At 66.3% G+C, this 267-nt stretch carries 1 pseudogene; it reads left to right on the top strand.

Annotated elements, in window-relative coordinates:
• Positions 1-267: pseudogene (locus AC0IYH_RS31915) on the top strand (A/G-specific adenine glycosylase); the annotation flags it as partial.

The raw sequence follows: 267 nt of genomic DNA, 5'->3' as shown, positions 1-267 counted from the left end.
GCCCACCGTGCGTGATCTGGCCGAAGCGCCCGAAGACGAAGTGCTGCACCTGTGGACGGGGCTGGGCTACTACACCCGCGCACGCAACCTGCAGAAGACCGCACAAATCGTCATGCGCGACCACGATGGCGAATTCCCCCGCGACATCGAAGCGCTCATCGAACTGCCCGGCATCGGCCGCTCCACGGCCGGCGCCATCGCCAGCCTGAGCATGGACCTGCGGGCGCCGATTCTCGATGGCAACGTAAAACGCGTGCTGGCCCGCTA

This window comes from Pseudomonas sp. AC463, from assembly GCF_979253585.1.
Note: the sequence above shows the minus strand (reverse complement) of the source record. Positions and strands in the feature narration are given on the sequence as shown.